Source organism: Micromonospora sp. NPDC005257 (assembly GCF_042872445.1).
Taxonomy (GTDB): domain Bacteria; phylum Actinomycetota; class Actinomycetes; order Mycobacteriales; family Micromonosporaceae; genus Micromonospora.
In genome coordinates this window covers 316,153-342,861 of sequence record NZ_JBIAKL010000004.1, presented here as the reverse complement: position 1 = coordinate 342,861, position 26,709 = coordinate 316,153, and the positions used below count along the sequence as shown (strand labels likewise).

Below are 26,709 nucleotides of genomic sequence, written 5' to 3'. Positions count from 1 at the left end.
CTAGGCGGCAACTCGATGACATGTCAACAACACCGGTAGGATCGGCACATGGACGAACCGCGCTGGCTGGACGAACAGCAGGACCGCGCGTGGCGCGGCTACCGCCGCATGCGCCGCCTGCTCGACCTCGAACTGGCCCGGGAGCTGATGCAGGACGCCGGGCTCTCCGAGCCGGACTACGACGTCCTGAGCGATCTCTCCGAGACCCCGGAGCAGCGGCTACGGCTCAGCGAGCTGGCCGACCGGATGCTCTGGTCCCGCAGCCGCCTGTCCCACCACATCTCCCGGATGCAGCAACGCGGCCTGGTCACCCGGGAGGAGTGCGCCACCGACGGCCGCGGCTCGGTCGTCGTGCTCACCCCGGCCGGGCGCCGGGCCGTCGAGGCCGCCGCGCCGGGGCACGTGGCCGCCGTCCGCCGGCACCTGATCGACCGGCTCACCCCGGCCGAGGTGGCCGCGCTCGGCACGCTCAGCCAACGGGTGATCGGCCACCTCACCGGCCGCCCGGAAGCGGAGGGCTGAGCCGTGGACGATCGCATCCTGGCCCGGCTGCGCTGCCCGGTCTGCGCCGAACCGCTCACCGAGACCACCGCCGGCACCGCCCGCGCGCTGCGCTGTCCGCGCCGGCACAGCTTCGACATCGCCCGCCAGGGGTACGTCAACCTGCTCGCCGGCCGCGCCCCGCACACCGGGGACAGCGCCGAGATGGTCTCCGCCCGCGCCGACTTCCTCGCCGCCGGCCACTACGGCACCGTCGCCGCCGCGCTCGCCGACACCGCGGTACGCGTCGCGGGCGTCGATCCGTACCCCCTGGTCGTCGATGCCGGCGCCGGGACCGGGCATTACCTCGCGGCGGTGCTGGCGGCGCTGCCGGACGCCGCCGGCCTGGCCCTGGACGTCTCCAAGCCGGCGCTGCGCCGCGCGGCCAAGGCGCACCCACGGGCCGCCGCCGCGCTGGCCGACACCTGGCAGCGGCTGCCGCTGGCCGACCGGTCCACCGCCGTGCTGCTGAACGTGTTCGCGCCGCGCAACGGCCCGGAGTTCCACCGGGTGCTCGGCCCGGGCGGCGCGTTGTTGGTGGTCACCCCGGCCGCCGACCACCTGAGCGAGCTCGTCGACGCGCTGGACCTGCTGCGGGTGGACCCGGACAAGGCCGAGCGGGTCGCCGGCAGCCTCGGCGCCCACTTCGCCGAGGAGTCCGCGACCGGGCACCGGGCCCGGCTCGCGCTGACCCGCGCCGAGGTCGCCACGCTCGTCGGGATGGGACCGAGCGCCTGGCACACCGGCCCGGAACGACTCGCCGCGCGCATCGCCACGCTGCCCGAGCCGGTGCCGGTCACGCTCTCGGTCCGGCTCGGCGTGCACCGCCCGCGCTGACCGCGCTCAGGTGGACAGGTCGACCTCTTCCCAGCCCGGCGGCTCCTCGTGGTACGGCCCGCGCAGCACCACCGCCCACTCCAGCGCCCAGCGGCGCTGCCCGATCGCGTTGGCGTCCACCAGCCCGGGCAGCGGTCCGCCGGCCTTTTCCGTCTCCAGGTACGCCCAGTCCAGGCAGTAGTGCAGGTCGAGCAGGGCCGCGGCGTCACCGGGATGCTGCGGTGCGGCCAGGATCCGGGCCCGCCACTGGCCGAACGTCTCCCCCGCGACCAGGTTCGGCATCCGCTCGACCAGCCGCTCGTCCACCGGCACCGTCGGGTCCAGCTCCTTGGCCAGTCCGAGCACCCAGGCCAGCGAGAACAGGGCGTCGTGGTGCAGCACGAACGACCTGTGGTCGCCCCGGCCGCCCATCACGAACTGCCACTCCGGCGGCGTCACCGAGTCGACCAGGTGCGACTCCAGCAGCCAGCTCATCGCCGCCTGTGCGGGCATCCCGAAGCAGCGGGCCAGGATCACGTGCAGCACCGCGATCCGGGCCTCGATCTCCGCTGTCGGACGCAGCTCGATCTCGTCGCCCGGCTCCCAGACCAGCGGGAACTGCGGCGGTGGCAGCGGAAGACCCAGCCGGGACAACTCGTCCAGGCTGGCCTCCCGGACGGCCCGGGGGTCGGGAGCGGGTACGCGCACGGTCAAGCCCCTGTCTGCTCACCCCGGCTCGTCGCCGGCCGATCCCCCTTGGCCTGGGAGGATAGCGGCTCCGGACAGGCCGGCACCACGACCGGCCCGGTCAGCCGATCCGCTCGACGACAAGCGGCGTCGCGTCCGGCGCATCCGGCGCCACCCGCACCGCGGCGCGCGCCTCGGCCAGCGCGGCGGGCATCCGCTCGGCGTGCTCGGCGCGCAGCTCGAACAGCGGGTCGCCGACACGCACCCGGTCACCGCGGCGCTTGTGCAGCACCACGCCGGCCGGGATGCTCACCGGGTCCTCCTTGCGGGCCCGGCCCGCGCCGAGACGCCAGGCGGCAACCCCGATCGCGTACGCGTCGACCTCGGCCACCCAGCCGTCCTCGGTCGCGGTGACCAGCTCGACCTCGTTCGCGGTGGGCATCGGCGCGTCCGGGTCGCCGCCCTGCGCCCGGATCATCGTGCGCCAGGCGTCCATCGCCCGGCCGTCCCGCAGCGCCGCCTCCGGGTCGGCGTCCGGCAGGCCGGCCGCGTCGAGCATCTCCCGGGCCAGCGCCAGGGTCAGCTCCACCACGTCGGCCGGGCCGCCGCCGGCGAGCACCTCCACCGACTCGGTCACCTCGACCGCGTTGCCCACGGCCAGGCCGAGCGGGGTGGACATGTCGGTGAGCAGGGCGACGGTCCGTACGCCGTGCGCACCGCCCAGCTCGACCATGGTGCGGGCCAGCTCGCGGGCGTCGTCGACGTTCTTCATGAACGCGCCGGAGCCGACCTTCACGTCGAGCACCAGCGCGCCGGTCCCCTCGGCGATCTTCTTGCTCATGATCGAGCTGGCGATCAGCGGGATCGCCTCGACCGTGCCGGTGACGTCGCGCAGCGCGTACAGCTTGCGGTCGGCCGGGGCGAGCCCGTCGCCGGCCGCGCAGATCACCGCGCCCACGTCGCGGAGCTGGGCGATGAACTCGTCGTTCGTGAGCGCCGCCCGCCAGCCCGGGATCGACTCCAGCTTGTCCAGCGTGCCGCCGGTGTGGCCCAGGCCCCGGCCGGACAGCTGCGGCACCGCCGCGCCGCACGCGGCCACCAGCGGGGTCAGCGGCAGGGTGATCTTGTCACCGACGCCGCCGGTGGAGTGCTTGTCCACTGTCGGCCGGGCCACCGGCGACAGGTCGAGCCGCTCACCGCTGGCGATCATCGCGGCGGTCCACCGGGCGATCTCCGGGGCGGTCATGCCGCGCAGCAGGATCGCCATGGCCAGCGCCGACATCTGCTCGTCGGCGACCAGACCCTTGGTGTACGCGTCGACCACCCAGTCGATCTGCCCGTCGCTCAGCACACCCCCGTCCCGCTTGGCCCGGATGACGTCAACCGCCGTAAAAGCACTCACTTCTCAAGATCCAATCAATTGATCGCGCGTGGCCGCACCGACCCGCGAACGGTGACCAGCTCAGGCCGGGGCCGACCTCAACCCCAGCGAACCGGAATCTCCGTAGGAGGCTCACCCTCACCGGCCCAGAAGATCGTGCCGGACGCGTCCACCACCACCACGCGTGGCGTCCGCGCCAGCCCCCACTCGATCGCCTCGGCCGGTTCGTCCCAGGTCGAGCCCTCCTCCAGCACGCCGGTCTCGGCGCCGGTCTCACCGGACGACCGCTCCCAGTACGCCGTCCACACCTGCTGCCCGGCCGACAGGTCGGGGTGCACGAAGACGGTGCCCCGGCCCCGCCAGGCGGCCAGCCGGTCCGGCACCACCGGCACCGGGTGCTCGCCGGTCACCGCCTCGATGTCGGCCACGTCGAAGGCGTGCGGCAGCAGCTCCGCCATCCGCAGCGGCCCGTCCTTCGCCTCGACGAGGCATCCCGGCCCGCCCTGCTCCCAGAGCAACTGCCGGCACCTGCCGCACGGCATCAGCGGCTCACCGTTGGCGTCGACGCAGGACAGCGCCACGATCCGGCCCCCGCCGGTGGCGTGCAGCTGCGAGACCACGCCGCACTCGGCGCAGAGGGTGACGCCGTAGCCGGCGTTCTCCACGTTGCAGCCGACAACGAGCCGGCCGTCGTCGACGAGCGCGGCGGCACCCACCGGGAACTTCGAGTACGGCACGTAGGCGTGCCGCATAACCTCGGTGGCGGCGGCCCGCAGCCGCTCCCAGTCGATCTCGGTCATCCCACCATTCTGCCGCATGCGCTCGTGGCGACGGCAACGGAGCGTCACTGCGAGGACTGGTGTTCTCGCGCCCCGCCTCCGGCCGTGACCGGAGCCGCCCACACGCACACGTTCCCGGCGCGACCCTCCCCTACGCGCTACCGGTTGGCGAGTTCGGCCAGCCGGGCCGGAGACACGGGGGTCAGCGTCCGCGCGGCCGTCTCCACGTCCGCGGACGGCGTGCCATAACCCGGCTCCAGCAGCACCAACGTTTCGCCGCGACGAACGAGGTGGACCTGGCCCACGGGTTCGGACCGGGTCCAGTGGTCGGGGCCGACCTGCCGGCAGCCCGGCGCGGACCCGGCACGGCCTGCGGACCCCACGTCGGCGACGGCAGGCCCGCAGCGGGCAGGCGGCGCGAAGTCAGCCGGCAGGTCGATCAGGGACATGTAGATCGAGTGGTCGCTACGGGTCACGGTCACCCAGAGCAACCGCCTATCCGGGTCGGCCCGGGCGGCCGTCACGTCGTAGCCCGGCGCGCGCGGCACCACCAGCGCCAGCCCCGACTCGGCGAACGTCCGGCGGTCATGGGCTCGCCCGGCCTCCCGCCGCACCGCCGGGAACGCGGCCATCGGGGCGAGCAGCACCAGCACCAGCACCACACGGAGAGCCGGCGGCACGGGGACCGCGACGACGGCGGCCCCGGCACCGAACCCGACGACGCCCAGCAGAAAGGCCAACCCCGGCGAGGTCGGCGTCCCCCCGCTGTCCACCGCCTGCTGGAGCAGGACGCCGCCCACCGTGGCGAGCGCACCGAGCCCGGCGCCCCAGCCGGCCGGTTCGGCACCGGTGGCCCGCAGCGCGAACCAGACGGCTGCGGTCACCAGCAACGGGCCTACCAGCAGGATCGGCACGCCAGGGCTGAGACACCCGCCGATCGTGTCCGACTCGCAGCCGGCCACCACGTCGGCCTCGTGCCGCCAGAGGGCGGCGAGCGCAGCCGCGCCCAGTCCACCCGGGACGGCTGCGACGGCCATGCGGTACAGCACGTTCATCGAGGCCTCCACGACGGGGCGGGGGCCCGGACGGTGCGCGGCCGGGCCCCCGGATCGTAGGTCACCAGCGATAGTTGTAGGTGGCCATGTAGTCGTTGAGGACACTGGCGTAGGCCAGGCCGCCGGCCTTGTTGGGGTGGAACGACTCCATGCTCACGAGCTGTTTCGGGTCGCCGTCGTCATCCCTGAGGACGTCACCGGCCACCGGGCCGTTGATGTAGTAGTCCCCGCCGCAGACGGTGTGCCCGGCGAAGGTGCCCCGGGCGTCCATCCCGTGGACCTTGTTCGCCGCGTCCGACGGCAGCGCCTGGTTCGTGAGCATGTCCGCCATCTGATTCAGGAAGATCGTCTCGTCCCAGGAGAACCCGATGGTGATGCCGGGCAGGACCAGCCCGAACTCGCAGTTCGGCTCGAACAGATGCGGATAGCCCATCACGAAGATCCGGGCGTTCGGCGCCCGCAACCGGATCTGCCGGACCACCTCCCGGACCGACTCCTTGACCTCGCCCTGGACGAGCTCCGACTGCATCTGGCGCAACGGTTTCGGATCGCCGTCCATGACGTAGTCCGACGCGCTGCAGTCGGTCTGCCTCGCACACGCCATGGCGACATCGGTGAAACGTGCGTCGTTGCCGCCGATCGAGAACATCACCGCTGTGGTGTTGGCGTTCAGCGAACCCTGGTCGAGCTGGCTGATCTCCCCGTACTTGCCCTCGACGTCGTTGCCGTACCACTTCTTGTCAGCGGTGGACACCAGGTCGGGGCTCAACATGTTATGTGTACGGGCGCCGCTGCACGCCACGAACTGCGCGTCGATGAGTGGATTGTTCGCGGCGGCGAGGCTGCCGATGTTCCCCGGCGCGCCCGGGATGACGGCCTTCTGCGACCAGGCGTTCGCGCTACGCCGGCAGGAGTTCCGTGTCAGATCGTCGTCGCCGTACTGGTCGCTGACCCTGGTGTAGTCCCCGGTCCCCTCCCCGGACGAGTAGGAGTCGCCGAGCGCCACGACGAAGTGGCGCGGCTTGCTCGCCAAGGGCTGTACCGCGATGGCGTCCCACGCGACGTCCTGCACACCGGCGCCGTCCCTGGTGAAGTTGCTCAGCTCCACCTTCGGCGTGCCGGAACCGGTGAAGTCGAAGACACCGAGGTTGACCCAGCGGTTCGACTCCCACTGGGTGGGGATGATCCGATGCTCGACCGCCCCGTTCGGGCGGCGGATGATGTAGTCGGCCTGCCGGGTGTGCGCGCCGTGATCGGGCAGGTGGGCCCAGACCCGGGTCCAGGCGTTTGTCGGGTTGATGGTCCAGGTGCCGGTGATCCGGTACGTCGGCTGCTGGTCCTTGTGGTACGTGTGGCTGAACCAGAAGTGCCCGCCGAAACCGGCCCCGATCTGGTGCAGGTCGACCTTGCCCGGTGTGACCACGTTCCCGCCGTACTGCGTGTAGGTGGCGAAGTTCATCGAGAACCTGCCGCCCTTGGTGTAGTCGGGCCGGCACCCCTCGGCGCCGAGGGGGACTGTCGTGTCGATGTCGTCAATGATCTTCACGCCCGTTGACGGCAGGCCCTCCACCTTGCACGCGCCGTCCGAGGTGACGGGTGTCGGGTGGACGTTGTCGCCCGGCTGCGCGTAGGGCCGGGGCTCCACGGCGGTGTATCGCCTGTTCTCCAGACCACAGTTGACGGCACAGTCGGTCCAGGTGACCGGCCCGTGCCACCAGCACCTGAGGTCGTCCCGCTGGCAGGCCCCGGCCGCCGTCTTCGGGAAGTCGCCGGGGATCTTCGGCGGCAGCGTCTCGTCGCAGTCGTTGATGTCGGGCTCGCAGAACGTGTACCGCGCCGCCTGGGCGACGTCGGGCTGCCGGGCCTGGGCGGTCGCGTACGTCGGCGTCCACCCCTTCGTCTTGTAGTTGTAGCGGATCAGCGAGGTGTAGGCGAAGCCGGTCACCCGCTCGGGGTAGGACCAGTGATTCGGGTGCTTCGCGTTGTCGTAGCCGACCTCGTCGTCGATGGGCGGGTCCGCATTCGGCACGTCCAGCGGTGCGGTCAGGAAGCGCTTGCGGTCGGCCGGATAGTCGGTGTTCGCCGGGTTGTTGGCCCAGCCCACGCCCCACGGCGCCGAGGGATTCTGCGGGTCCTGCGGGTAGAAGCCGGTGTTGTACGCCCAGATGGCGAACCACCAGTTCTCGATGTACTTCGGGTCGCCGTTGTTGGCGATCAGGCCCGCGTTGCGGGTCTGGTTCCACTTGTCCTGAAGGATCCGCAGGCCCGCCGCGACGTTCGTCGCGTAGTCCAGGGCCACCGCCTTCTGCTTCGTCTCGGTCCACTGCACGCCGGCGATCCACTGGTCCTTGTCCGTGCGCTTCATGCCGGAGGTGACCTGACCCGCGCCGTAGCCGCAGTCGGTCTTCGCCCAGTCGATCAACTCGTATTTCGGCGATCCCAGGTCGAGCCCGTAGTAGCCCACACTTGTCAGCGGGTTGCCCACCGAGGCGTCGACCGCGTGGTAGCTGGCCTGCCAGAGGTTCGACTCCTGGGCGAGGATGCCGAGGAAGACCTGGGCGGGCACGTTGCCCCCGCCGGCGAGGGCCAGCGACGGGAACATCTCCTGCGGCGAGTAGGCCGCCATCCCGTTGTTGTTCCAGTTGGCCGGTCGCTGGAAGGTCAGCATGTTGCGCACCGCGAGGTCCGCCGCCCACTCCATCTGGGCGACGGTGGGCTGGTAGACCTGGATCTTCGGGTCGTTGCGCGACACGGCACAGCTCCGGTCCGGGTCGTCGGTCACATCCGGGTCGCCCGTCGACGCGGCCGTCCGGGCACCCGTCGAGCCACCGGCCCGAGCACCGGCAGATCCGCCGCTGGCGCCGGCCAGCGACGGCGACGACACCCGGCCGACGCCCGTCACCTGCGGGTCGACCGAGAAGTCCAGCCGGTTGTCGTTCGCCGTCCGGCGGGCCAGGATCTCCACCCGTTCCGCCTGGCCGTCACCCGGCCGGGCCTCTAGCCGCCCGGCCGCCTCCCGGCCCGTGGTGGCCCGCAGCACAGCGAGCGCACCGGTGGTGGAGATGTCGCTGTCGGGCAGACCGTCGACCGCCCGCCAGGTGCCCGGCAGGCCCTTCGCCATCCGCTCCTCGGCACGTCCGCCGACCGCGAAGACACGTCCACCGGCACCGGCGCGCAGCTTGACCTCACCCACGGGGGCCGAGCCGTGGGCGGTGACCCGGCCGGCGGAGAACCGCTTGAACTCGGTCCGGCCGTTACGCACGACCTGGAAGGCCACCCCGTCCGGGCCGTCGGCGAGCAGCCGGAACGGCGTCGCGTCGGTCGAGGACAGGGATTTGACAGCGCCCTTGGCGCCGACCTGCACGAGGCTGAGTCCCTTGGCGCCGATGAGCCGCTTCCCGACCGGCAGGGCAGAGCTGACCTGCCCGGTCGCCCGGACCACACGGATGGCGGCGGCGGGACGGCGGGTGTCCACCCTGCCCAGCCAGGTGCGGGCGTCCTCGCCGGGTCGGCTGGGTTGCTCGAGGCGGGACAGGACGACGTCCTCACCGGCCCCACAGCCCGGGTTGTGATAGGCGAGCGACACCCGCTCCGGAAGCTTCGTCACCGCGCCGGTCTTCAGGTCGACCACGGCGGCGAACCCGCCCCGCTGCATCAGGACATCCTTGTTGGTGAAGGTCCGCGGGGCGTACACGACCACGGCGCGACGACCGGAACCGGTGACGCACGCCTGCCCGATCCACTGGTCGGTGTCGAAGCCGGGCTCGGCGAGGGTGGCGGCGGTGCGCCACGCGTATGCCTGTGACTCGTCGGCGACGAGCACGTGCAGGCCGGTCGCGTCGCTGGAGGTCGTGACCGCGCGGTCCGCCGAGCGGCGCCAACCGGAGCCGAGGCGGGCGTCGGGGTCGCGTACCCGGTCGGGATGCGCCGCGGGCCGACGGTGCGACGGGGCGGACCCGGCTGCCGGCGTGCCGGAGCCTGCCGGTGCGGCCCCCGGATCCGGAGGTCTGGCGCTCGCGGTGGACGGAGCGAGCAGGGTGGAAGCGAGCAACAGCGCTCCCACGGTGGCCAGCGGACGTTTCATGATCACCTCACGCAGACGAGAAGATGCTGCGTGCAGATTGATCAGCGTCGTCACCGCCGGGCCATCACGCCGTCACCGTCCGGGCACGGAGGAGTGCGAAGCGCGGCGGTCCCGTACCGAACCGGCGTAAGCCGGCCCGGTACGGGACCGCTGTGGGATCGTTCGGCCCGGTCAGCCCTTGATGTACGGCTTGCCGTCGGCGGCTGGCGCCCGGACCTTGCCGACCAGCCCGGCCACGGCCAGGATCGTCGCGAGGTACGGCAGCATCGCCAGGAACTGGCTCGGGATGCTGCTGCCGATGGCCCCGAGGTAGGTGGCGAGCTGGTCGGCGAAGCCGAAGAACAGCGCCGCGAGCAGGGCACCGGTCGGGCTCCACCGGCCAAAGATCAGCGCGGCCAGGGCGATGAAGCCCTTACCGCCGATCATGTTCTTGGTGAACGAGTAGAGCGCCAGCGTGTAGGAGGCGCCGCCGACGCCGGCCACCAGACCGGCCAGGATCACGTTGCGGTAGCGCAGCCGCAGCACCTTCACGCCCAGCGTGTCGGCGGCCGTCGGGTGCTCGCCCACCGACCGGGTCCGTAGACCCCACCGGGTACGGAACAGCGCCAGGTGGATGACCAGCACCAGCAGCAGGCCGAGGTAGAGGAAGATGTTGCCCCGGAACAGCGCCGGACCGATCAGCGGGATGTCGGACAGCAGCGGGATCTCCCAGTTGCCGAACCGGGGCGCGCTGTTGTACTTCGCCGCGTCGGTCTGCATCAGCCGCTCGTAGAGGAAGCCGGTGATGCCGACCGCGAGCAGGTTGAGCACGATGCCCATGACGACCTGGTCGACCAGGTAGCGGATGGAGAACACGGCCAGCAGGAACGAGATGAACGCGCCGCCGATGGCGGCGGCCACCAGGCCCACCCAGACGCTGCCGGACATGCTGCCGAACAGCGCGCCGGAGAACGCGCCCATCAGGAGCTGACCCTCGATGGCCACGTTTACCACGCCGGAGCGCTCGCACAGCACACCGGCGAGCGCGCCGAAGATCAGCGGCAGGGCCAGGATGAACGTGCCGCGTACGACGTTCACCAGCGGCATGAAGTTGCGGCCCTCGGGCGCGGCGGAGACCTGCCAGCACAGGAAGCTCAGCACGAAGGCGACCAGCCCGGCGCCGAGCAGCAGCGTGAACCAGCGCTTCGGCACACCGGCCAGCAGCGCGCCGCCGGCGGCGGCGGTGATCAGCCCGAACAGGATCGCGCCGACCGTGCCGTTGATCTCCAGGGCGGCGCCGCCCTCGGTCTCGCTGAGCGTGAACCGCGCGTGCTGGTCGGTCGCGAGCGCGCCGAACAGCACCGCCGCGAGCACACCGAGCGCCAGCAGGACCGCGCCGATCTTGCGGTTACGGGTCCAGAAACCCTCGTCGACCGGGGTTACCGCGACCTCGGGGACAGCGGTGGTGGACATGCTCACCAGCCCTTCGCGAGGCTCGTCTGCAGCCGGGCGGCACGGGCCGCCCGGAGCTGGAAGATCGTCTTCACCAGGGCAGGCGCGGCGATGAAGATGACGATGAGCGCCTGGAGCACAGTGACCAGTTCGAGCGAGATGCCGGAGTACGACTGCATTCGGTTGCCGCCGGCCTGGAGCGCGCCGAACAGCAGCGCGGCCAGCAGCACACCCCACGGCTTCACGCGCCCGAGCAGCGCGACCAGGATGCCGTCGAAGCCGATCTGTGCGATCACCAGCGGGGTCAGCGCGTTGGCCGTGGTGCCGAGCACCATGGTCGAGCCGCCCAGACCGGCCAGCATGCCCGCGAACACCATCACCAGCACGTACGTCTTGGTCACGCTGATGCCGGCGGTCCGGGCCGCGTCCGGGTTCGCGCCGACGGCGCGCAACTCGAAGCCGAGCGTGGAGCGGTTGAGCAGCCAGGCGATGAACCAGGTGGCCGCCACCGCGAGCAGGATGCCGAAGTGCACCCGCAGGTCCTCGCCGAACAGCCGGGGCAACTGCGCGGAGGAGTCGACCGGCTTGCTGATCGCATCCGCGCGGTTCGGGTTCTGCACCCCGTTCTGGACGATGATCCAGGACAGGAAGTAGACCGCCACGTAGTTGAGCATGATCGTGTTGATCACCTCGTGCGCGCCGGCCCGCGCCTTGAGGATGCCGGGGATGAAGCCCCAGAGCGCGCCGCCGAGCGCGCCGGCGATCAGCGCCACCAGCATGTGCACGACGGGCGGCAGCGGCAGCGCGAAGCCGGCCACGGCGGCCAGGATGACGGCGATCGTCGCCTGACCCTGGGCGCCGATGTTGAACAGGCCGCCCCGGAAGGCGAGCGCCACCGACAGGCCGGTGAAGACGAGCGGCGCGGCGTAGGTGAGCGTCTCCGAGATCGGGCTCAGGGCGGCGGTGAAGCCGACCGCGTCCGGGTCGAAGATCGCGCCCTTGAACAGGTTCGCGTACGCCTCGCTGACCACCGTCCAGCTCGCGCTCAGCGCGTCCGAGGGGCGAGCCGTGATGTAGCTGTAGGTGGCCAGCACCTCCGGGTCGGACACGATGATCAGCACCGCGCCGACCACCATGGCCAGCAGCACCGCGAGCACCGTCACGGTGACCGTGTTGGCGGCCCAGAAGTTGTCCAGGAACAGCCGGCCCATGCTGGGGCGGGACTCCTCGTCCGGGGCCGGCTTCTTCGCGGTCGCGGTGGCGGGCACCGTCTGCTCGGTGTCACCGGCCGGCTGTGTCGGCGTCGCCCGGGCCTCGCTCAGCGACTCCTGCGCCTCGGTCGCCGGTTCCTTGTCCGGCGAGCCCGAGACGGGGTTCGGGTTGGTCATGCCTCGTCCTCGTTGCCAGGGCCGTCGTCGGTCGCGGTGACGGCGTCCGGGGTGGCGGCGTCCGGGGTGATGCCGGCCATCAGCAGGCCGATCTCCTCGCGCGGGGTGTCCGGGCCGACGATGCCGAGGATCCGGCCGCGGTACATCACCGCGATCCGGTCGGCCAGGCCGATCACCTCGTCCAGTTCGCTGGAGACCACCAGTACCGCGGTGCCGACATCCCGCTCGCGGATGACCCGGCTGTGGATGAACTCGATCGAGCCGACGTCCACGCCCCGGGTGGGCTGGGCGGCGATGAAGAGCTTCAGCGGCCGGGACAGCTCCCGGGCCACGATCACCTTCTGCTGGTTGCCGCCGGAGAGCGTGCCGACCGCCGCGTCGGCCGAGGAGGTACGGACGTCGAACTGCGCGATCCGTTCCCGCGCCGACTTCGCGATGGCCTCGGGCTTGAGCGACAGGCCCCTGCCGAACGGGGGCCGGTCGTACATGTCCAGCACCAGGTTCTCCGCGACGGAGAAATCCTTGACCAGGCCGTCCACGCTGCGGTCCTCGGGCACATAGCCGACGCCGGCGTGCAGCACCTTCTTGGTCGACCAGCCGGTCGTCGGCTGGCCGTCGAGGCTGATCGTGCCGGCGAGCACCGGGCGCAGGCCCATGATCGCCTCGATCAGCTCGGTCTGTCCGTTGCCCTGCACGCCCGCGACGCCGAGCACCTCACCGGCGTGCACGGTCAGGTCTACGCCGTCGACCGCGCGTACCTGCCGGTCGTCGTCCACGACCAGGCCGGAGACCTCCAGGATCGGCTTACCAGGGGTGGCCGGCTTCTTGTCCACTGTCAGCCGGACGCTGCGTCCCACCATGAGCGCCGCCAGCTCGTCCCGGCTCGCGCTCGGCTCGGCGGTGCCGACCGTCCTCCCGCGCCGGATCACGGTGATCCGGTCCGCGATCGCCTTCACCTCGCCCAGCTTGTGGGTGATGAACACGATCGACTTACCGGCGGCCTTGAGCGACCGCATGACGGTGAGCAGTTCCTCGGTCTCCTGCGGGGTGAGCACGGCCGTGGGCTCGTCGAGGATCAGCAGGTCGACGTCGCGGGTGAGGGCCTTGACGATCTCCACCCGCTGCTGGATGCCGACCGGCAGGTCCTCGATCACCGCGTCCGGGTCGACCCGCAGGTTGTACCGCTCGGAGACCTCGGCGACCTCGCGCCGGGCCCGCCGCCGGTCGAGGATGCCGGCGAAGGGCCCCTTGACCTGTTCGGCGCCGAGCATCACGTTCTCGGCCACGGTGAAGACCGGCACCAGCATGAAGTGCTGGTGCACCATCCCGATCCCGGCGGCGATCGCGTCCGACGGGCCCTTCAGCTTCAGCGGCTTTCCGTCGACCAGGATCTCGCCCTCGTCCGGCTGGTAGAGGCCGTAGAGCACGTTCATCAATGTCGACTTGCCGGCGCCGTTCTCGCCGAGCAGGGCGTGGATCTCTCCAGGCTCCACCGTCAGGTCGATGTGGTCGTTGGCGACCACATCACCGAACCGTTTGGTGATGCCGCGCAGTTCGAGTCTCAGCGCAACCTCCTGGAGTGCGAGCGATGGTGCAGCGTAGCGACCTGCCACGCCGCCACCTCGCCGGGTGGGGATGTTCGGGGGATTTCAAGATGATCGGCCGTCCCGGCGCGGGGGAACCTTCCCCGTCGGGCCGGGACGGCCGGATCGTCAAACCTGGTGCCCGCCGGCCCTCGCTGCCGATGATCGCACCGTGAGGGCCGACGGGACGGTCACTTGGTCGGCTGGGCCTTCGAGGTGACAGTGATGGTGCCGGCGGCGATGTCCGTCTTGATCTTGTCGACCTCGGCCTTCAGGTCCGCCGGGACCTTGCTGTCGAAGTCGTGGTACGGAGCGATCGAGACGCCGTTGTTGGCGAGCGTGCCGACGAAGCCCGGCGTGGACTGGAGCTTCTCGCCGCCGGCGGCCTTCACCACGGCGTCCTTGACGGCGTCCGGGATGTTCTTGACGACGGTGGTCAGGATCGCCGCGCAGTCCGGGGTGCTCTCACAGCCGTCGATGTCCACCCAGACGACCGAGTACTTGCCGCCCGAGGCCTTGGCCGCGGAGGTGGTGCCGAGACCGGCGCCACCGGCGACCGGCATCACGATGTCGGCGCCCTGCGCGACGAGCGCGTCGGAGACCTTCTTGCCCTCGTCCTGCTTCTCGAACGAGTTGGCGAAGGAGCCCTTCTGGGTGGCCTTGTCCCAGCCCAGCACCTGGACGTTCTTGCTCTTGGCCTTGTTGTAGTTCGCCACGCCGTCGGCGAAGCCGTCCATGAAGATGGTGACCGGCGGGATGGGCAGACCACCATAGGTGCCGACCTTGCCGGTCTTGCTCATCCCGGCGGCCAGGTAGCCGGCCTGGAACCCGGCCTGCGCGGTGTCGAACTGCATCGGGTAGACGTTGCTCACACCCGGGTTGGCGTCGACGATGCCGAACTGCTGGTTCGGGTTCTTCTCCGCCGCGGCCTTGGTGGCGTCCGACATCAGGCCACCGACGGCCAGGATGAAGTCGCACTTCTGGTTGACGAACCCGGTCAGGTTGACCTCGTAGTCCGCCTCGGCCTTCGACTGGACGTACTTGATCTCGATCTTGTCGTTCTCCTTCTGCGCCTCCTGCAGGCCCTTCCAGGCCGAGGCGTTGAACGACTTGTCGTCGATACCGCCGACGTCGGTCACCATGCAGGCGCTGAACTTCTTGCCACCGTCGCCACCGGCGTTGTTGTCGTCGTCCGGAGCCTCACCACACGCGGCAGCGCCCAGCACGAGTCCACCCGCCAGAATGGCGGAGGCGATCCGCATCCCACGCACAGAGCGCAAGACGTCTCCTTCCCCTTGCACACCGCGTCGTGCGCGGTTGTGCAGCCCTTGCGCCGGCCTGCGATGTGCCGCCGGCGTCCCACGTTACGGACGGGAGCGTACGCCCGCGCCCACCCACCGGCCGCCAATCGTGCACGACTGTTGAGCGTCCGTTACCCCGGTGTAACCCTTGCGTGGGGCACGTCACTTATCCGCCCGGTAGGCGTGCGCGGTGGTGTCGCGAACGTCCGTTTTTCCGAGCTTCCCCAGCGTGCGGCGAATTAACGCCAGAACACCGCGACGGCTGCGTTGACCAGCGTCAACCCGACGATCGCGAGGAAGTGGCCACGGTTGACGGTCTCCCGCTTACGGGAGAAGAAGACCATGACGAAGATGACCAGCGCGAGCACCAACTTGGTAACAAGTTTTGCCGGTGCCGGCTCGTCCCCGTCACGCAGCGGGGCGGACAGCCCGATGCCGGTGAGAACCTGAATGATCGAGCCCCACAACATGGCGGCGTTGATCCGCAGCTTGCCGCTGACGTACTGGGCGATCCCACCGCCGAGCAGCAGCGCGAAACCGATCAGATGAACGTAGAGAAGAATCAGTCGAAGAGCTTCCACGCGCTCCATCCTCCCCTATCAACGACGCTTCGTAGTAATGACCCCGACCACCTGCCGTCATACCGTGACCCACCCGCCCCCGCGATCTTGCAGTCACCGCCCCGGCAAGCGGGACGAAAGCCGGGCGCCACGGGCCGAAACCGCAAGATCGCGGGGCGAGGGATGTCTCAGCGCAGGCGCCAGAGCTGGAAGGTGGGGCCTTCGGCGGGGAGGGTCACCGTGCCCTCGGCGTCCGGGTGCAGGGCTTCGGCGTCGCCGTAGATGTTGGTGGCGGCGGGCAGGCCGGCCAGGCGGACCGGGGCACCGAGGGCGCGGCGGGCCAGCACCAGCACCGTCGACGTGGGCGCCTCGCGCAGGAAGACGAGCGTGTCCGCGTCCGCGTGCACCCAGCGCAGGCCGCCGTGGCGCAGCGCCGGCTCGTCGCGGCGCAGCGTCAGCAACGCCCGGTACGCCTCGAACGTGCGCCGGTCCCAGCTCTCCGGCCGGTGCCACGGCATCGGAGTACGCGAGCCCTCCCCGTTCGTACCGGTCAGGCCCAGCTCGTCCCCGGCGAAGACCACGGGCGTGCCGGGCATCGTGGCGAGCAGTCCGGCCGCCACCTCCTGCCGGGCCGCGTCACCGACCACCGTGCGGATCCGGGCCGAGTCGTGCGAGCCGAGCAACTGCCACGAGTGCGTGTACGACCGCCAGGACACCAGCGACCGGTACGTGTTCATGGTGGCGAGCACCGCGTCCGCGTCGCGCCGCCGTACCCCGCCCGGGGTGCCGAGGAAGTTCGGCACCGGGTCGTCGCCGTGGCGCAGCCAGGACCAGACCGGGTCGGTGAAGCCGACGTAGTTCATCGTCCCGTGCCAGCCGTCGCGGTCCAGGTCACCGGTGTGGTCGTGGCCGTGCTCGGCCAGCAGCAGGCCGTCCGGCCGGGTTTCGGCGACCACCTCGCGCAGCAGCCGCGCCACCTCGTGGGTGTACGCGTCCGCGCCCCGCCGGCCGGTCATGTTCGCCACGTCGACCCGCCAGCCGTCCAGCCCGTACGGCGGGCGCAGCCAGCGGCGCAGCAGCGAGTCCTCGGCGGTGGCGAAGCGGCGGCGCAGTTCCGCGCTGCCCCAGTTGAGCTTCGGCAGCGACTTCACCCCGTTCCACGACTCGTAGTCGCCGCCGGTCAGGTCGAAGTAGTACAGATCGCGTTCCGGCGCGTGCACGTCGGAGACGGCGGCGGTGAACCAGTCGTGGGCGTCGCCGGTGTGGTTGCTGGTGATGTCGCCGAGCAGCCGCCAGCCCCGGGCGTGCACCGCGTCGGCGAGCCGGGCCAGCGCCGCGTCGCCGCCGAGCAGCGGGTCGACGGTGTCGAAGCTCGACGCGTCGTACCTGTGGTTGGAGCGCGCCGGGAAGACCGGCGTGAGGTAGACGGTGTTGACGCCGAGCCGGTCCAGGTGGTCCAGGCGCTCGGCGATCCCGTCGAGGTCGCCGCCGTAGAACTGCCGGGGCGTCTCCGGGCCGCGGCCGATGACCGGGGTGTCCCAGTCGCATCCGACGGCCCAGTCCGGCACGGTGCGGCCGTCGGCGGCGGCCGAACGGGCGAACCGGTCCGGGAAGATCTGGTAGATGACCGCGTCCCGGGTCCAGGCCGGCGGCGGGGCGTAGCTGACCAGCTTGAAGTCGCCGTTGTCCGGCACGTCGTGACCGGCCAGCCCGGCCGCGTTCAGCCAGCGGGCGCCGCGCTCGCCGTCGAGCAGGAAGCGGTAGTTGCTGACCGGGTTGCGGACCTCGACGTCGGCCCGCCACCACACGTCGCCGCCGTCGGTGCGGTCGATCCGCGCCTCGGCGAAGCGCGGCTCGCCGTCGCCGGTGGTGCGCACGTGCACCTGGGAGACGCCGGAGCCGGCCGGGACCCGGACGAAGACCGGCACTGTCTGCCCGAGCGCGGGCTCCTGCTCCGGGACGTAGGTGGCGGAACCGTCGTGGTGCGGCTGAAGGGACATGGTGCTGCCTTTCGCGTCGTACCGGCAGGGAGAGGGGCGGGCACCCGCCGCGGCCGGTTCACCCGACCGCGGCGGTCCGCCCGTGAACCGCTCCGGTGTACGCCGACACGACGCCCTTGCCGCAGCGTGAGCCGAGGAGGCTCAGCCCTTTACCGCTCCGGAGGTGAGTCCGGAGACGATGTAGCGCTGGAGCAGTTGGAACACCAGCACCGTGGGGATCGCGGTGAGCAGCGTGCCCGCCGCGAACATCCCGAAGTTGTTGTTGCGCTCGCCCGCGACCAGGCCGTACATGCCGACCGCGAGGGTCTTCGACTCGGGTTCGGTGAGGAACACGTTGGCGATGATGAACTCGTTGATCGACCCGATGAACGCGAGCAGGCCGGTCACCGCCAGGATCGGCGCCACCAGCGGCAGCATGATCCGGAAGAAGATCTGCACGTGCGATGCGCCGTCCATGGTCGCGGACTCGTCCAGCTCCTTCGGCAGGGTGTCGAAGAAGCCCTTCATCAGCCAGGTGTTCGCCCCCAGCGCGCCACCCATGTAGAGCAGGAACAGGCCCCACGGGGTGTTGAACCCGATCCCCGGGTAGAGATCGGTGAGCGTGGTGAAGATCAGGAAGATCGCCACGATCGCCAGGAACTGCGGGAACATCTGGATCAGCAGCAACGCGAGCAGGCCGACCCGGCGCCCGGCGAAACGCATCCGGGAGAACGCGTACGCCGCGAGCGACGACAGGAAGATCGACGCGAAGCTGGCCACGCCCGCGAGCAGCAGCGAGTTGAGGAACCAGTGGCCGAACGCGGTCGTGTCGAACAGGTTGGTGAAGTTCTCCAGCGACGCCCCGGTCGGCAGCAGCTCGGTGGAGGAGAGCGTGCCGAGCGGGTTGAACGCCGCCGAGATCACGAACAGGATCGGGAAGAGGCTGAACACCACCGCCAGCACCCCGACCAGGTGCCGCCAGCCCACCTGGGCGAACCAGCGGCTGCGCGAGCGACGGGCCGGCTTGCGGGTGGCCGTGGGTGCGGGCGTCTCCGCGATTGTGGTCACGAGTACACCTCCTCCTGCTTGCGGGTCCGCCGGAAGCTGATCGCCGAGACCGTCGCCACGATCGCGAAGATGAAGATCGAGACGGTGGCGGCCAGGCCGAACTCGGCGCCCTGCGCGCCGAACGCGAGCCGGTACGTGTAGGTGATCAGCAGGTCGGTGGCGCCGTTTGTCGGGTTGTCCGGCGCGAAGGGGCCGCCCTCGGTGGTGAACAGGATCGCGTTGACGTTGTTGAAGTTGAACGCGAACGACGCGATCAGCAGCGGCGACAGCGCCACCAGCAGCAGCGGCAGGGTGACCGCCCGGAACGACTGCCAGGGCGACGCGCCGTCGACCGAGGTCGCCTCGGTCAGCTCCCGGGGAATGGCCTGCAGCGCGCCGGTGGCCACCAGGAACATGTACGGGTAGCCGAGCCACAACTGCACCAGCAGCACCGCGATCCGGGCCGACCAGTTGCCGCCGAACCAGTCGACGTTCAGCCCGAACAGGTTGTTGAGCAGGCCGAAGTCGGTGTTGAACATGTCCCGCCAGATCAGCAGCATGGCGAACGACGGCATGGCGTACGGCAGGATCAGCACCATCCGGTAGAGGTTGGTGCCACGCATCCGGGGTGAGTGCAGCGCGAGCGCGATGGCCATGCCGAGCAGGAACGTCAGGCCGGTGGAGCCGATCGCGAACGCGAAGTTCCAGGCCAGCGTGCCGAAGAACGGGCCGGAGATGTTGCCGTCGGTGAGCACCGCGGCGAAGTTCTTCAGCCCGACGTCGACCTTCCAGCCCTGGGCGAGTCGCTCGCCGTCGGCGGCGACGAAGGCGCCGGTCTTCTCGTCGGCGGTCCACGTCTTGCCGGTCTCGCTGTCCTTGACGCAGTCGCACGCGGCGTCGTACGCCCGGATCGCCTTGCCCTCGTAGGCGCGGGTCAGGCCGTTGGAGCGGATGGCGCCCTCGTCGGTGGGCACGACGAGCGCGGTGACGGCGTCGCTGCGCGCGCTGGCCTGCCCGATGTTCAGGACGGTGTAGCCGTCCGCAGCGGTGATCTTGCCGCTGAGGCTGCTCACCTCGACGTCGGCGGCGTCGAGCTTGCGCAGCCCGTCCGCGTCCCCGGCGAAGACCTCCCTGGTCTTCGGGTCACCGAGCAGGAAGACCAGGTCACCGGTCGCCGGGTCGCCCTCGGTGGCGATGGTGAGGTTGTACTCGGTCGAGCCGGGCACCTGCTGGACCGAGGCGGTCTGCACGGCGACGATCGCGTCGTCCTTGCTGCCCCGGTGCCCGTCGCCGAAGTTCGTGAACGCGGTGCTCGCGGTGTAGAGCACCGGGACGACCTGGAAGGCGATCAGGAAGAGCGTGCCGGGCACCAGGTACTTGGCCGGGATGTGCCGGCGGCTCAGGTAGAGGTAGAACAGGCCGGCGGTGGTGACCACCAGGACGCCCAGCCCGATCCAGTGTTCGGCCTCGATGAGCGGGAACGCCGCCCACATCGCGATCCCGGCCACCAGGCCGAGCAGGACCACCTTGGCGACGAGGCCGGTCGCGGTGATCGGCGCGTGTTGCCGCGCGGTACGGGACGTGCGCGGGAGCCCACGGCGTACGGGCTCCCGGCCCGGGGCCTGCGGTGCAGACCCCGGGCCGGACAGCGGCGCGCTCATTACTTGATCTGGCCCTGGATGGTCTTGCCGGCGGCCGTGATCGTCTTGGCCGGGTCGGCGCCGCCGATGATGGCGGCCTCCGCCTTGCCGAACGGGTCCCAGATCGCGGCCATGGCCGGGATCGCCGGGAGCACCTGGCCGTTCTTACCGGCCTCGGAGAACTTGGCCAGGTCCGCGTCCTCGCCCTTGACCTGTTCGAAGGCGGCGGTCAGCGCCGGCGGACGCGGCTCGGCCTTGTACAGCGCGACGGCCAGCTCGGGCTTGGTCACGTAGTTGGTGACGAACTCCTGGGCCAGGGCCTTGTTCTTGCCCTTGGCGGCGACGTAGAACGCCTGGACGCCCACGAACGGCTGGGCCTCCTTGCCACCGGCGAAGCCGGGGACCGGGGAGATGTCGTACGCGATGTTGGCCTTCTTGGCGTCGGCCACGGCCCACGGGCCGGACACCAGGTAGGCGCACTTCTTGCCGGTGAAGGTGGCGATGGAGTTCTCACCGGTGATGGAGCGCTTCAGCGCACCCTCGCCCTTCTCACCCAGCTTCGCGATCTTCTGGAAGGCCGCGATCGACTCCGGCTTGCCCACGCCCAGGTCCTTCGGGTCGTAGTCGCCGTTGGCAGTGGTGCCGAACAGGTAGCCGCCGCCGGAGGTGTACAGCGGGTAGATGTGGTAGGCATCGCCGTTCTGGCCGGACTGCAGGCACAGGATCTCGCTGGCCTTCTTCTCGGCCTTGAGCTTCTTGCCGGCGGCGACCAGGTCCTCGATCGTCTTCGGCGCCTCGGGTGCCAGCTCGGTGTTGCGGATCAGCGCCAGGTTCTCGGTGGCGTAGGGCACGCCGTAGAGCTGGCCGTTGAAGGTGACCGCCTTGACCGCCGTCTCGTTGAAGCCCGCCTTCTGCTCGGCGGTGAGCTGCACCGGGTCGATGGCGCCGTTCTGGACCATGTTTCCGATCCAGTCGTGCGCCCCGACCACGACGTCCGGGCCGCTGCCCTGCTGGGAGGCGGTGACGAAGTTGGTCTGCAGGTCCTTGGAGACGGCCTGGACCTCGACGGTCACGCCGTTCTCCTTGCCGAACTCCTCGGCGAACGGCTTGAGCGCGGCCGCGCGCTTGTCGTCGGCCCAGATGACCAGCTTGCCACCGGTCGCCTTGGCGGATTCGCCGGCGGCCGGCTTGTCGCTGCCGCTGTCACCACAGCCGGAGGCGGCGAGCGCCAGGCCGAGGACGGCGACCACACCCGCGGTACGGATGCGCATCGGTACTCCTGTCGTCATGGCGGCCCGCCGGGGGAAGGGCGGCCCGCCAGTGGAAACCTCTGAAAGTTCTTGCTGACCGGCGCCGAGGTGCTGCGCCGCTGCTCCCGCATGTTGCGGGGACGTTAGCAAGAGGTTGCAGAGAATGGAAGGGCTTGCAGAAGTGTACGCAAGACTTTGCCGTTGGGCTAAAGTGCCGCACATGCGCGCTCGACTATCCGACATCGCCCACCAGGCTGAAGTCAGCGAGGCCACGGTGTCGCGGGTGCTCAACGACCGCCCCGGTGTGGCCCCCGAGACCCGGCAGGCCGTCCTGACCGCCCTCGACGTGCTCGGCTACGAGCGGCCGGCTCGGCTGCGCAAGCGCAGCGCCGGACTGGTCGGCCTGGTCGTGCCGGAGCTGGACAACCCGATCTTCCCGGCGTTCGCCCAGATCATCGAGTCCGCGCTGGCTCCCACCGGCTACACACCGGTGCTCTGCACGCAGACGCCCGGCGGCGTCCGCGAGGACGAGTACGTGGAGATGCTGCTGGACCGGCAGGTCTCCGGCATCGTCTTCGTCTCCGGCCTGCACGCCGACACCGCCGCGGACCACGACCGCTACCGCACGCTGCTGGCCCGGCCGCTGCCGATCGTCATGATCAACGGATACGCCCCGGGCATCCCCGCGCCGTTCGTCTCCTGCGACGACCGCGAGTCCGCCGAACTGGCGGTCGCCCACCTGGTCGCTCTCGGGCACCGCCGGATCGGCCTGATCACCGGCCCGGACCGGTTCGTACCCGTGCAGCGCAAGGTCGCCGGCTACAAGGCCGCGATGGGGCGCCTGACCGACACCACCGAGGACGATCTGGCCGAGCTAACCGAGCTGTCCCTGTTCGGCGTCGAGGGTGGCGAGGCCGCCGCCGGCCGGCTCATCGAGCGTGGCGTGACCGGGCTGGTCTGCGGCTCGGACCTGATGGCGCTCGGCGCGATCCGGGCCGCCCGCCAGCGCGGACTGTCGGTGCCGGGCGACATCTCCGTGGTCGGGTACGACGACTCCCCGCTCATGGCCTTCACCGACCCGCCGCTGACCACCGTGCGCCAGCCGGTCGCCGCGATGGCGGTCGCGGCGGTCCGCGCCCTGGTCGACGAGATCAACGGCCACCCGTCCCCGAACTCCGAATACCTGTTCCGCCCCGAGCTGGTGGTACGCGGCTCGACAGCGGGGGCCAAGCCCACGAGCCCGCCGGCCCTCCAGCGCCCCGCCACCCCTTCCCCCTCCCTCCCCGTCCCCGCCTGACCCCACCTCCCCGGTGATCAAGGAGTTTCGGCGGAGTCGATCTCCATTCCGGACACCAACCCCTTGATCAACGCCGCTGGGCAGCCGGGTCGAGGGCGGGGTGGGACGGGGTGGGCGTCTCGGGATGCGGGAGACGGTCCAGAGGGCGGAGGCGCCCGCGAGTGGGTGATTGCCGTCATTTCTTGCGCAAGGAATGCTTGACTCTTGCATGGCGGTGGCGGCATTCTGCTCAGACACTCTGCGCCGCACCAGAAGCCGCCACAGAACGGGATCGACAGCGATGACCTCCGCCCCCAGCACCACCCCGCGCACCGCCGACGACGACTGGTGGCGGTCCGCGGTCGTCTACCAGGTGTACGTCCGCAGCTTCGCGGACGCGAACTCCGACGGTGTGGGTGACCTCCAGGGCATCCGGCAGCGCCTGCCCTACCTGCGCGACCTCGGCGTGGACGCGCTCTGGCTGACGCCGTTCTACACCTCGCCGCAGGTCGACGCCGGCTACGACGTGGCCGACTACCGCGACGTCGACCCGCTGTTCGGCAACCTGACCGACTTCGACGAGATGATCAGCGACGCGCACGCGCTCGGTCTGCGGATCATCGTCGACATGGTGCCCAACCACACCTCCAGCGCGCACCCGTGGTTCGCCGCCGCGCTCGCCGCCGGACCGGGCTCGCCGGAGCGCGAGCGCTACCTGTTCGCCGACGGCAAGGGCGAGCAGGGTGAGCTGCCGCCGAACGACTGGGAGAGCATCTTCGGCGGCCCGGCCTGGACGCGCGTGGTCGACGGCCAGTGGTACCTGCACCTGTTCGACCCGGCGCAGCCGGACCTGAACTGGCGCCACCCGGAGGTGCGGGCCGAGTTCGAGGACGTGCTCCGCTTCTGGCTGGACCGGGGCGTGGACGGCTTCCGGATCGACGTGGCGCACGGGATGCTCAAGGCCGAGGGACTGCCGGACGTCGGCTTCAGCTCGATGACCACCGGCCAGCGCCAGTCCGAGCTGCTGGGCAAGGGCCGGCTGCCGTACTTCGACCAGGACGAGGTGCACGACATCTACCGCGCCTGGCGGCCGATCCTGGACAGCTACCCGGGCGGCCGGATGGCGGTCGCCGAGGCGTGGGCCGAGACGCCGCAGCGGCTGGCCCGCTACATCGGCCCGGACGAGCTGCACCAGGCGTTCAGCTTCGACTTCCTCGACGCCACCTGGTCGGCCGACTCGTTCCGCAAGGTGATCGACACCGCGCTCGCCGAGGCGACGATCGTGGGCGCGCCCACCACCTGGGTGCTCTCCAACCACGACCGGCAGCGGCACGTCACCCGGTACGGCGACGGCGAGGTCGGCCTGCGCCGCGCCCGCGCCGCCGCGCTGCTGATGTTCGCGCTGCCCGGCTGCGCGTACGTCTACCAGGGCGAGGAACTGGGCCTGCCGGAGGTGCTGGACCTCCCGGACGAGCTGCGTCAGGACCCGGCGTTCCGGCGTACCGGGGAGAGCCGGGACGGCTGCCGGGTGCCCATTCCGTGGGGCGGCGACCTGCCCCCGTACGGCTTCGGGCCCGCCGGCAGCGAGCTGAGCTGGCTGCCGGCGCCGGCGACCTGGCGGTCACTGTCGGTGGCCGCCCAGACCGGGGTGCCCGGCTCGACGCTGGAGCTGTACCGGACCGCGCTGCGCATCCGGCACGAGCACCCGGCGCTGGCCGGCCTGGAGGGGATCACCTGGCTGGAGACCGAGCCCGGCGTACTCGCGTTCCGTCGCGCCGCCGGGGACGCCGAGGTGACCGGTGTGGTCAACATCAGCGGCGCCGACGTGACGGTGAGCGGCCACGGCCGCCCGCTCGTCGCGAGCGCCGAACTCACCGAGCGGGGCGACGGGCACGTCCTGCCGGTGGACGCGGCTGCGTGGTTCGAACGGCGTCCAGCCGGGTAACCCGCCATCGACCTGGCCGTCCGTTGTGCCCCGCGCCGACGGGCGGCTGGGGCTGCCGACCCCTTGTGGTGGGGGTGAGGTGGTCCCGGCCCCTCGGGAGTCCGCTCCCGGGGGGCCGGCGTCCATCGGGAAGCACGTGACCAGCGCTGAGCGTGCTCAGCCGCCCTTGGCGGTGAGCAGCGCGGAGATCCGGGCGAACCCGGCACGGATCTCCTCCCGGTCGGGCGCCTTCGCCGGCTCGGGCTCCGGTTCGCGCTCGGCGGCCCGTTCCAGTTCCTCGTCGATGACGTCCTCGAAGTCGCCGTAGAGATCCGCCCGGTCGACCTCGGCCGCCTCGTCCTCGGCGGCGATCTGCGCGGCGGCGATCTCGCCCCGGATCTCCTCCGGCGTCAACGCCGGCAGCAGCGGCTCCACCACCGCCATCAGCTGCTCCTCGGCCACCACCGCCTCGGCCAGCGCCAGCGCGTGCGGTCGCTCGTACGGGCCGCAGACCACCGGCTCCCAGTCGTCCTCGGCACCGAGCGGGCCGAACGTGATGATCCACGGCAGGCCCCGGATCGGTGAGTCGTCCGGCAGGTCCAGTGTCACGAGTGCGCCCACAGGCACATCATGGCCGTTGCGGCCCCGGACAGGGGGTCATTCGCCTCGACGTACGCCGACCGGCCCGGGTCAGCGCGCGTTCAGGGTCAGCATCAGATTGGGCTCGGCGTTGCGGTTCACCTGCAGCTCGAAGCGAGGCGACCGCTTCATCTGGAAGTGCGGTGGGGACAGGTCGACGCCGGTCAGCCAGTCGCGCACCGCCGCGCGTTCGTCGGTCTTGAGCACCGGGCCGAGGCAGCCGTCGACGAGCGTCCGCAGCAACGACCGGGACAGGCTGCCCTGAAGCTTGACGCGACAGATGACGTGTCCCACCTCGTCTCGGCGGTCCTTCGTCGGCGGAACGACCGCCGCGGACAACTCATCCCGCGTCCCCGGCAGCGTCACGTTGATGATGCGCAACGAGCGGTCCATCGTCACCGGCCCGGGCCACCGCCGGACCCACGCGTCCGTGACCTCCTCCGCTGTGGTGCCGGCGAACACCTGTGCCGGCCCCGACGCGGTGGGGACGGCAGCGGTCGGGACGGACTGGTACTCCCCCGGTTCGCCCCTGGCGCCGATCGGCGCCGGGGGGCGGCCCGGTTCCGCGCCCCGCTCGCCCCACAGCACGAAGCCCGCCGCACCGGCCAGCAGCAACACCAGCACGGGCACGGCGATCCGGAGCCGTCTGCCGGGCGGCCTCGTGCGGCCCGCGGGAGCCGAATCGGCCTCGCGCGCGGTCGTCTCGTTCACATTGCGCTCCCCGTGTCGTGGAACGGCCCCGACGTCGCAATCCACCACGGCCGCATCGCAGGCTACCCGCACTTACGACAACGGTCAATGCGTTGCACCCTCGCCATTCCTCTGCCAGCCTGTTGCTCGCGGCAACTGCCGCAAACCACGGGGAGGAATAGTTGACGAAGAAAATGCGAAAAACGGCCACGGCTGCGCTGATCTGCGCCGGGCTCGTCGCGGCCCTGTCACCGGCGACGGCGGCGGCAGCCGCCGGATGCAGCCGGACCGGCTGCAACGGAAAAATGGCATCCGCCAACGGGTGCGTCACCGGCGCGTACGCAATTGCCAGCTTCTCGCGCGTGGACGGGAACGACCCGGACGACAACGTGGCGCACGGCGATCTCTACTACTCGCCGACCTGCGGCGCGATGTGGGGCGAGTACAACGCCGCCTGGTTCGGGGACGTCTCGACGCTGCGGCTGGACTGGCAGCCCACATACGGGGGCCTGAACCAGACCGCAACTTCGGTACAGGTAAGCGGAGTCGGCAACTACGTCACGACGATGGTCAGTTGGGAATACTCCCTGCAGTGGTGCGCATCGTCACCCACGGGCAATCCGGACGGCAATGACACGTGCACCGCGTGGCGATGAGGG

The 26,709-nt window shown here is 70.9% G+C and carries 21 protein-coding genes; 5 read left to right on the top strand and 16 right to left on the bottom strand.

Features of this window, described 5'->3' with window-relative positions; all coding sequences use genetic code 11:
- Window positions 1-48 precede the first annotated feature (48 nt).
- Together ACFYO8_RS11445 and ACFYO8_RS11440 are read left to right on the top strand one after the other, a co-directional pair.
- Entirely contained in the window at window positions 49-522 is a 474-nt protein-coding gene (locus ACFYO8_RS11445) for a MarR family transcriptional regulator (protein WP_354864743.1), read from the top strand.
- A gap of 3 nt (window positions 523-525) precedes the next feature.
- On the top strand, window positions 526-1,377 hold the full coding sequence (locus ACFYO8_RS11440) for a putative RNA methyltransferase (protein ID WP_354864741.1): 852 nt from the start codon (window positions 526-528) through the stop codon (window positions 1,375-1,377).
- Between the two features lie 6 nt (window positions 1,378-1,383).
- Here ACFYO8_RS11440 and ACFYO8_RS11435 read toward each other — a convergent pair whose 3' ends face one another.
- The 14 genes from ACFYO8_RS11435 to ACFYO8_RS11370 all read right to left on the bottom strand — a co-directional run bounded on the left by ACFYO8_RS11435 (window position 1,384) and on the right by ACFYO8_RS11370 (window position 21,542).
- Window positions 1,384-2,064 carry a DUF4272 domain-containing protein gene (locus tag ACFYO8_RS11435; RefSeq protein ID WP_354865264.1) on the bottom strand — a complete coding sequence of 227 codons (681 nt, stop codon included), beginning with the start codon at window positions 2,062-2,064 and terminating at the stop codon, window positions 1,384-1,386.
- 100 nt (window positions 2,065-2,164) lie between these two features.
- Window positions 2,165-3,445 carry a thymidine phosphorylase gene (locus ACFYO8_RS11430; RefSeq protein WP_354864739.1) on the bottom strand — a complete coding sequence of 427 codons (1,281 nt, stop codon included), beginning with the start codon at window positions 3,443-3,445 and terminating at the stop codon, window positions 2,165-2,167.
- 77 nt (window positions 3,446-3,522) lie between these two features.
- Window positions 3,523-4,224: a cytidine deaminase gene (locus ACFYO8_RS11425; protein ID WP_354864737.1), complete on the bottom strand. Its 702-nt coding sequence runs from the start codon at window positions 4,222-4,224 to the stop codon at window positions 3,523-3,525.
- A 137-nt stretch (window positions 4,225-4,361) separates the two neighbouring features.
- Window positions 4,362-5,258: a hypothetical protein gene (locus ACFYO8_RS11420; RefSeq protein ID WP_354864735.1), complete on the bottom strand. Its 897-nt coding sequence runs from the start codon at window positions 5,256-5,258 to the stop codon at window positions 4,362-4,364.
- Between the two features lie 61 nt (window positions 5,259-5,319).
- Window positions 5,320-9,342: an SGNH/GDSL hydrolase family protein gene (locus tag ACFYO8_RS11415; RefSeq protein ID WP_354864733.1), complete on the bottom strand. Its 4,023-nt coding sequence runs from the start codon at window positions 9,340-9,342 to the stop codon at window positions 5,320-5,322.
- Between the two features lie 171 nt (window positions 9,343-9,513).
- Window positions 9,514-10,794: an ABC transporter permease gene (locus ACFYO8_RS11410; RefSeq protein WP_354864731.1), complete on the bottom strand. Its 1,281-nt coding sequence runs from the start codon at window positions 10,792-10,794 to the stop codon at window positions 9,514-9,516.
- Between the two features lie 2 nt (window positions 10,795-10,796).
- Complete coding sequence (locus ACFYO8_RS11405) at window positions 10,797-11,984, bottom strand: ABC transporter permease (RefSeq protein ID WP_387187496.1); 1,188 nt, start codon at window positions 11,982-11,984, stop codon at window positions 10,797-10,799.
- Window positions 11,985-12,157: 173 nt separating this feature from the next.
- Complete coding sequence (locus ACFYO8_RS11400; protein WP_354864727.1) at window positions 12,158-13,774, bottom strand: ABC transporter ATP-binding protein; 1,617 nt, start codon at window positions 13,772-13,774, stop codon at window positions 12,158-12,160.
- A gap of 161 nt (window positions 13,775-13,935) precedes the next feature.
- Window positions 13,936-15,006: a BMP family ABC transporter substrate-binding protein gene (locus tag ACFYO8_RS11395; RefSeq protein WP_354865262.1), complete on the bottom strand. Its 1,071-nt coding sequence runs from the start codon at window positions 15,004-15,006 to the stop codon at window positions 13,936-13,938.
- A 278-nt stretch (window positions 15,007-15,284) separates the two neighbouring features.
- Entirely contained in the window at window positions 15,285-15,626 is a 342-nt protein-coding gene (locus ACFYO8_RS11390; RefSeq protein WP_354864725.1) for a hypothetical protein, read from the bottom strand.
- Between the two features lie 167 nt (window positions 15,627-15,793).
- On the bottom strand, window positions 15,794-17,605 hold the full coding sequence (locus tag ACFYO8_RS11385) for a glycoside hydrolase family 13 protein (protein ID WP_355093519.1): 1,812 nt from the start codon (window positions 17,603-17,605) through the stop codon (window positions 15,794-15,796).
- 141 nt (window positions 17,606-17,746) lie between these two features.
- Window positions 17,747-18,652, bottom strand: coding sequence for a sugar ABC transporter permease (locus tag ACFYO8_RS11380; RefSeq protein ID WP_354864721.1), 906 nt, complete (start codon window positions 18,650-18,652; stop codon window positions 17,747-17,749).
- Window positions 18,649-20,292, bottom strand: a complete 1,644-nt coding sequence (locus ACFYO8_RS11375) for an ABC transporter permease subunit (RefSeq protein ID WP_354864719.1) — start codon at window positions 20,290-20,292, stop codon at window positions 18,649-18,651. Before ACFYO8_RS11375 ends, ACFYO8_RS11380 begins: the two co-directional genes overlap by 4 nt.
- Entirely contained in the window at window positions 20,292-21,542 is a 1,251-nt protein-coding gene (locus tag ACFYO8_RS11370) for a maltose ABC transporter substrate-binding protein (RefSeq protein ID WP_354864717.1), read from the bottom strand. The genes ACFYO8_RS11375 and ACFYO8_RS11370 overlap by 1 nt, the downstream gene beginning before the upstream one ends.
- Before the next feature lie 199 nt (window positions 21,543-21,741).
- Between ACFYO8_RS11370 and ACFYO8_RS11365 the strand changes: the two genes are divergently transcribed.
- Window positions 21,742-22,818 (top strand): LacI family DNA-binding transcriptional regulator, encoded by a 1,077-nt coding sequence (locus tag ACFYO8_RS11365; protein WP_354864715.1) that lies wholly within the window; start codon window positions 21,742-21,744, stop codon window positions 22,816-22,818.
- A gap of 280 nt (window positions 22,819-23,098) precedes the next feature.
- A complete protein-coding gene (locus ACFYO8_RS11360; protein WP_354864713.1) occupies window positions 23,099-24,742 on the top strand; it encodes a glycoside hydrolase family 13 protein in 1,644 nt (547 codons plus the stop codon).
- A gap of 156 nt (window positions 24,743-24,898) precedes the next feature.
- Here the strand turns inward: ACFYO8_RS11360 and ACFYO8_RS11355 are convergent, their stop codons facing one another.
- Together ACFYO8_RS11355 and ACFYO8_RS11350 are read right to left on the bottom strand one after the other, a co-directional pair.
- Window positions 24,899-25,342, bottom strand: coding sequence for a hypothetical protein (locus tag ACFYO8_RS11355; protein ID WP_354864711.1), 444 nt, complete (start codon window positions 25,340-25,342; stop codon window positions 24,899-24,901).
- Window positions 25,343-25,411: 69 nt separating this feature from the next.
- Window positions 25,412-26,143: a hypothetical protein gene (locus ACFYO8_RS11350; protein WP_354864709.1), complete on the bottom strand. Its 732-nt coding sequence runs from the start codon at window positions 26,141-26,143 to the stop codon at window positions 25,412-25,414.
- Between the two features lie 89 nt (window positions 26,144-26,232).
- Between ACFYO8_RS11350 and ACFYO8_RS11345 the strand changes: the two genes are divergently transcribed.
- Window positions 26,233-26,706 (top strand): hypothetical protein, encoded by a 474-nt coding sequence (locus tag ACFYO8_RS11345; protein WP_354864708.1) that lies wholly within the window; start codon window positions 26,233-26,235, stop codon window positions 26,704-26,706.
- The last annotated feature ends 3 nt before the right edge of the window (window positions 26,707-26,709 follow it).